The sequence below is a fragment of the Sphingomonas sp. NPDC019816 genome, assembly GCF_050274375.1.
Classification (GTDB): domain Bacteria; phylum Pseudomonadota; class Alphaproteobacteria; order Sphingomonadales; family Sphingomonadaceae; genus Sphingomonas.
The window spans coordinates 1-6,171 of the sequence record NZ_JBNNOB010000173.1; the positions used below are offsets into that span (position 1 = coordinate 1).

Annotated in this window: 6 protein-coding genes; 5 read left to right on the top strand and 1 reads right to left on the bottom strand. The window is 68.5% G+C overall.

Annotation, left to right across the window (positions count from 1 at the left end; genetic code table 11):
- Positions 1-268: 268 nt before the first annotated feature.
- Positions 269-3,013 (bottom strand): [protein-PII] uridylyltransferase, encoded by a 2,745-nt coding sequence (locus ACQKJZ_RS17420; RefSeq protein ID WP_427732745.1) that lies wholly within the window; start codon positions 3,011-3,013, stop codon positions 269-271.
- A gap of 216 nt (positions 3,014-3,229) precedes the next feature.
- On the opposite strand from ACQKJZ_RS17420, the gene ACQKJZ_RS17425 reads away from it, so the two are divergent.
- Genes ACQKJZ_RS17425 through ACQKJZ_RS17445 form a run of 5 tightly spaced genes read left to right on the top strand, consistent with a single transcriptional unit; the run spans position 3,230 to position 6,135 of the window.
- The gene (locus ACQKJZ_RS17425) at positions 3,230-4,492 is read left to right on the top strand and encodes a glutamate-5-semialdehyde dehydrogenase (protein WP_427732737.1); all 1,263 of its coding nucleotides are present in this window, start codon (positions 3,230-3,232) and stop codon (positions 4,490-4,492) included.
- Positions 4,489-5,088: a nicotinate-nucleotide adenylyltransferase gene (locus ACQKJZ_RS17430; protein WP_427732739.1), complete on the top strand. Its 600-nt coding sequence runs from the start codon at positions 4,489-4,491 to the stop codon at positions 5,086-5,088. Before ACQKJZ_RS17425 ends, ACQKJZ_RS17430 begins: the two co-directional genes overlap by 4 nt.
- Before the next feature lie 12 nt (positions 5,089-5,100).
- The gene (gene rsfS / locus ACQKJZ_RS17435; RefSeq protein ID WP_427732741.1) at positions 5,101-5,505 is read left to right on the top strand and encodes a ribosome silencing factor; all 405 of its coding nucleotides are present in this window, start codon (positions 5,101-5,103) and stop codon (positions 5,503-5,505) included.
- Between the two features lie 17 nt (positions 5,506-5,522).
- Positions 5,523-5,945 (top strand): 23S rRNA (pseudouridine(1915)-N(3))-methyltransferase RlmH, encoded by a 423-nt coding sequence (locus ACQKJZ_RS17440; protein ID WP_267434199.1) that lies wholly within the window; start codon positions 5,523-5,525, stop codon positions 5,943-5,945.
- A gap of 4 nt (positions 5,946-5,949) precedes the next feature.
- Positions 5,950-6,135 (top strand): hypothetical protein, encoded by a 186-nt coding sequence (locus tag ACQKJZ_RS17445; RefSeq protein WP_427732743.1) that lies wholly within the window; start codon positions 5,950-5,952, stop codon positions 6,133-6,135.
- Positions 6,136-6,171 lie beyond the last annotated feature (36 nt).

Sequence of the window (6,171 nt, forward strand, 5' to 3'; positions counted from 1 at the left end):
GGGAGGGGGACCAGCGAAGCTGGTGGAGGGGTGTCACCGGTCGCGAGGGCGGGTTACCTCTCCGTCCGGGACACCCCTTCGTCTGGCCTTCGGCCAGCCACCTCCCCTTCCAGGGGAGGAAAGTATGTTGCCTGCCAAGCGCGACCTCTGCGTCCCCGCGCCAACCTCCGTTCGCACTGAGCGAAGTCGAAGTGCATGGGAGAGCCTTACGGCGGGGCGAGGGGCGTGGCCTGCGACTTCGCTCAGGCGGAACGGGGGTTTGGGACGATTAAGCCGCGATCTCCATCGCTTCTCCCGCAGCAGCCCCCAGCAGTCGCTTCTCGAGCGTCTTCAACCGCCCGCCATTGGTAATCCGGTCGCCGGTCAGGTCGGTCAGGTAGAACACGTCGACCGCGCGCTCGCCATAGGTCGCGACATGGGCGGAATGGATCGTCACCTTCGACTGAAACAGCGCATGCGCCAGCTGGTTGAGCAGCGCCGGCCGGTCGCGGGCATGGACCTCGACCACGGTGAAGCGGTTGGACGCGCGATTGTCGATCAGCACGTTAGGCGCGATCGGGAAGGCGTCGGCGCGCGGGCGGACCAGCGGTTTGGCGACCAGCCGGTCGGCCAGCTTGCTGCGGTTGGCGAGCGCATCCTCGATCGCGCGGCGCAGACGCGACAGCTGGGCCGGATCGTCGAAGGGGCGGCCGAGCGGGTCCTGCACCAGGAAATTGTCGATCGCCATGCCGTCGCGCGTGGTGTGGATGCGCGCGTCGATGATGTTGCCGCCCGCGACATGGATCGCGCCCGCGATACGATAGAACAGACCCGGATGGTCTGCGGCATAGATGGATACGAGCGTCGCACCACGCTCGCCGTAAACCTGCGCGTCGATCGACAGCTGCGCATCGCCCGCCGCCGCCATCTGGCGCGCGTTATGGACCAGCACATCGTCGGGCTCGGCGATCCAATAGGCCTCGGGCAGGCGGCGGATATGCGTGGCGAACTGCTCCTCCGACCAGTCCAGCGCCTCGCGCAGACGCGTATGCTTGGCGGCGATCCGCTCGGTACGGCCGCGCTGCTTGTGGCCCAGGCGAAGCACCTCCTCGGCGGCGTCATACAGGTCGGCGAGCAGCTGGCGCTTCCACCCGTTCCACGTGCCCGGCCCGACCGCGCGGATATCGACGATGGTCAGCACCAGCAGCAGGCGCAGCCGCTCGGGGCTTTGCACCGTCTCGCAAAAGTCGAGGATCGTCTTGAAGTCCGACAGGTCGCGCTTGAACGCGGTGGCGGACATCAGCAAGTGCCAGCGGACCAGCCACGCCACGGTCTCGGTCTCCGCCTCGCTCAACCCCAGTCGCGGGCAGAGGCGCTCGGCGACGGCGGCGCCCAGGATCGAGTGGTCGCCGCCGCGCCCCTTGGCGATATCGTGAAGCAGCACCGCGACATAGAGGACGCGGCGCGACACGATCTGGTCGATCACGGCGGAGGCGACCGGATGCTCGTCGAGCATGTCCTGCCGCTCGATCCGCGCCAGCAGGCCGAGCGCGCGGATGGTGTGCTCGTCGACGGTATAATGGTGGTACATGTCGAACTGCATCTGCGCGACGACGCGGCCGAAATCGGGCACGAAGCGGCCGAAGACGCCCGCCTCGTTCATCCAGCGCAGCACTAGTTCGGGATCGCGGCGGCTGGTCAGCACGTCTAGGAACAGCGCGTTGGCGCGCGGATCGCCCCGAATGTCGTCGGCCAGTTTCGCATCGCGCGAGGCTGCGCGCATCGCCAGCGGATGGACCTCCAGTTCGTACCGGTCGGCGAGCTGGAATATCTCGATCAACCGCACCGGGTCCTCCTGAAAGAAGTCGTCGCGCGGCAGGGCGAGCCGGCCGCGATCGAGCACGAAGCCGTTCAACCGGCGCGGTCGCCGGCGGATCGTGGGCAGGCCGAAGCGATGCCCGCGCGCCGCGAACCGCTCGTCCAGATGCGCCAGGAACGCACCCGTGAGCGCGCCGACTGTCTTCACCTGCAGGAAATAAAGCTGCATGAACCGCTCGACCTTGGCCTTGCCTGGCCGGTCGGAGAAGCGCATCCGCTCGGCGATCTGGCGCTGCACGTCGAAGGTCAGCCGATCCTCGGCGCGCCCGGTGATGGTGTGGAGGTGACAGCGTACCGCCCACAGGAAATTGTCGGCGCGGTGGAATTGGCGATATTCCTCGCGGGTGAACAGGCCGCGTTCGATCAGGTCGGCGGCGCGGTCGACGTCATAGACGTACTTGCCGATCCAGAAGAGCGCGTGCAGGTCGCGCAGGCCGCCCTTGCCCTCCTTGACGTTCGGTTCAACGACGTAGCGGGTATCGCCCATCTTGCGATGGCGCAGGTCGCGCTCGGCCAGCTTGTCGGCGATGAACTGGCGGTGGGTGTCGGTCTGGATCTCCGCCTTGAAGCGGCGTGATGCCTCGTCATACAGCGCCTGATCGCCGCACAGGAACCGCCCTTCGAGCAGCGCGGTGCGCACCGTCACGTCGCCGCGCGCCTGGCGGATCGTCTCGTCGATCGAGCGGCTGGAATGGCCGACCTTCAGCCCCAGGTCCCAGAGCGAATAGAGCATCGATTCGATGACCTGCTCGGCATGCGGCGTCTGCTTGAAGGGGGTGAGGAAGCCGATATCGACATCCGAATAGGGCGCCATTTCGCCCCGGCCATAACCGCCCACCGCGATCAGCGTCAGCCGCTCACCCGCCGTGGGATTGCTCAACGGGTAGAGCGTGTCGGTGGTGAACTCGAACAGCAGCTTCAGGATCTGATCGGTCAGATAGGCCTGCGCCGCCGCCGCCTCCAACCCGCGTGAGGGGTGGATGGACAGTCGCCGTGCGACCTCCTGCCGCCCGGCGTCGAGCGCGGCGCGAAGGACCGGCGTGACAAGCGTGCGCCCCCCCGGCCCGGTGATCCCCAAGGCTGCGACCTGTTCGGCCAGCGCCCGACGGTCGACGATGGCGCGGCGGTTGGGGAGGGATTCGAAACGGCTGTGCATGGGGATGTCATAAAGGGTCGGGATGAACAAATGGAGGGGCCCCGGCATCTTCCTCCCCTGCAAGGGGAGGGGGACCGTGCGCAGCATGGTGGAGGGGTGTCCCGCTCTCGAGAGGGCGACACCCCTCCGTCAGGGCTGATGCCCTGCCACCTCCCCTTGCAGGGGAGGAAGATTCTTGTTTTGGCGCTCTTTGCTCGACCATGATACCGCCCCCGCATGGCCGACCATCACGACATCCCCGCCCTGATCGCCGACATGGGCCAGCGCGCCCGCACCGCTGCTCGGACCTTGGCGCAGATGCCGACCGAGGCGAAGGCCAAGGCTTTGCGCGCTGCCGCCGCCGCGATCCGCGACGCGACGCCGGCCATCTTGGAAGCCAATGCGCAGGATGTCGCGGCGGGCGCGGCGAACGGCCTGAGCCCGGCCATGCTCGACCGGCTGAGGCTGGACGACGGCCGGATCGCCGGCATCGTCGCCGGCGTCGACGCGGTGGCGGGCCTGCCCGATCCGGTCGGCGAGCGGATCGACGAACGCACCCGGCCGAACGGCCTGAAGCTCTCGCGCATCCGCGTGCCGGTAGGGGTGATCGGCATCGTCTATGAAAGCCGGCCCAACGTCACCGTCGACGCCGCCGCGCTATGCGCGATGGCGGGCAATGCCGCGATCCTGCGCGGCGGGTCGGAGGCGGTGCATAGCAACCACGCGCTGCATGGCGCCTTCGTCCGGGGCTGGACGGCGGCGGGCGGGCCGGCGGATGCGGTGCAGCTGGTACCGACCACCGACCGCGCGGCGGTGGGCGCGATGCTGGCGGCGGCCGGGCTGATCGACCTGCTGATCCCGCGCGGCGGCAAGAGCCTGGTCGCACGGGTGCAGGCGGAGGCGAAGGTCCCCGTCCTCGCGCATCTCGACGGGATCAATCACGTCTACGTCGACGGCTCGGCCGATCCCATGACGGCGGCGCGGATCGTACGCGACGCCAAGATGCGCCGCACCGGCATTTGCGGCGCGATGGAGACGCTGCTGATCGACCGCGCTTATCGCCACACCGCCGATTTGGTCGCCGCGTTGGTCGCGGCCGGCTGCACGGTGCGCGGTGACGAGGCGGTGCGCCGGATCGTGCCGGGGCTGGAGGCGGCCACGGCGGAGGATTGGGACATCGAGTATCTCGATGCCATCGCCAGTGTCGCGCTGGTCGATGGGGTAGAGGGTGCGATGGCGCATATCGCCGCGCACGGATCGCACCATACCGATGCGATCGTGGCCGAGGATGCCGCCGTCGCCGAGCGTTTCCTGGCCCAGGTCGACAGCGCGATCGTGCTCTGGAACGCCTCGACGCAATTCGCCGATGGCGGCGAGTTCGGGCTGGGCGCGGAGATCGGCATCGCCACCGGGCGGCTGCACGCACGCGGGCCGGTCGCGCTGGAAGGGCTGACGACCTACAAATGGGTCGGGCGCGGGACCGGGCAAATCCGCGGATGAAGATCGGTCTGCTCGGCGGGTCGTTCAATCCCGCCCACCGGGGGCATCGTCGCATCACGCTGGACGCGATGCGTGCACTGGACTTGGACGAGGTGTGGTGGCTGGTCTCGCCCGGCAACCCCCTGAAGGATGGCGCCAGCGACATGGCACCCTTCGCGGCGCGCTTCGCCTCGGCGCACAGGATGGCCCGGCGCGCGCCGATCCGGGCGAGCGCGATCGAGCAGGAATTGCACACCCGCTACACGCTCGACACGGTGCGAAAAGTGATCCGCCGCTACCCCGGTCATCAGTTCATCTGGCTGATGGGCGAGGACAATCTGGAGCAGTTTCACCGCTGGCGCGGGTGGCGCGATATTGCCCGCGCGATCCCGATTGCGGTTATCGGCCGTCCGGGGTACAATGCCGCCGCCCACGCGACACCCGCGCTGGGCTGGTTCAGGCGTTTCCAGAGGCGTCCGGGCCAGGCGAAGAACTGGACGATGTGGAGTTTGCCGGCCTTCGTGCTGCTGCGCTTCCGCCCCGACCCGACTTCCGCCACGGGCCTTCGGGCCCGCGATCCGGACTGGTTTCGGCATATGGGCCGAAACGTCCCCTGAACAGGAGCTCACTTGGCCACTTCCCCGCAATCGCCGCGTCCGTCCGATCCTGCCGAGGTGGAGGCGCTGCACCGCCTGATCCTCGCCTCGCTCGATGACGACCAGGCGGTGGAGACGATCTCGATCCCGCTCGCGGGCAAGTCGTCGATTGCCGATTTCATGGTGATCGCCAGCGGTCGCTCGACCCGGCAGGTCGCCTCGATGGCGATGAAACTCGCCGAGAAGATCAAGGCCGAGTTCGGCCGCTCGGTCCGGATCGAGGGTCTGCCGACCGCCGACTGGGTGCTGATCGACGCGAACGACGTCATCGTCCACCTGTTCCGGCCCGAAGTCCGCAGCTTCTACAATCTGGAGCGCATGTGGGCGTTCGGCGATGCGCCGACCCCACCCGCGAGTCCCGCCGACCGTCCGCTCTGACGCCTTAGAGTCCGCCCGTGCTGCTGCATATCGTCGCGCGCGGGCGGATCGGCCGTTCGCCGGAGGCCGAGCTGGTCGATCGCTATATCAAGCGGATCGGCTGGCCGACCAAGGTCACCGAACTTCCCGACACCGGCGGCAAGGTCCCGCCGCTGGAGGGACAGGTGCGTCTGGTCCTGATGGATGAGAAGGGCGAGAACCTGTCCTCGATGGATTTCGCGCGTCGGCTGGAGCGCTGGCGCGATGACGGCGTGCGCGAGTGCCGCTTCATGATCGGCGCGGCGGACGGGTTCGAGGATGCCGACCGCGCACGCGCCGATCTGCTGATTTCCTATGGCCGCGCGACCTGGCCGCACATGATGGCGCGCGCGATGCTGGCCGAACAGCTGTTCCGCGCGACCAGCATCCTCGCCAACCATCCCTATCACCGCGAAGGCTAGGCGCATGGCGCGGCGGTGGCTCGCGGCTTTCGGCGGATTGCTGCTGCTGGGGGCGACCGACATCGCGGGCGACCAGCGCCGGCTGGCCGAAGCGCGCGCTGGTGCGGCGGAAGCGCAGGCCAAGGCCAAGGCGCTGGAAGCGCGCGCGGGTCGGGAACGCGATGCCGCCGCCGCCGCCGATCCGGCGTAGGCTCTTGGTGGTGCCGTCGAGCAGCCAGTAATCGGC

Excerpts from the sequence above, each read along its gene's own strand:
- ACQKJZ_RS17420 (WP_427732745.1), bottom strand. The coding sequence starts at position 3,013 with ATGCACAGCCGTTTCGAATCCCTCCCCAACCGCCGCGCCATCGTCGAC.
- ACQKJZ_RS17430 (WP_427732739.1), top strand. The coding sequence starts at position 4,489 with ATGAAGATCGGTCTGCTCGGCGGGTCGTTCAATCCCGCCCACCGGGGG.
- ACQKJZ_RS17445 (WP_427732743.1), top strand. The coding sequence starts at position 5,950 with ATGGCGCGGCGGTGGCTCGCGGCTTTCGGCGGATTGCTGCTGCTGGGG.
- ACQKJZ_RS17425 (WP_427732737.1), top strand. The coding sequence starts at position 3,230 with ATGGCCGACCATCACGACATCCCCGCCCTGATCGCCGACATGGGCCAG.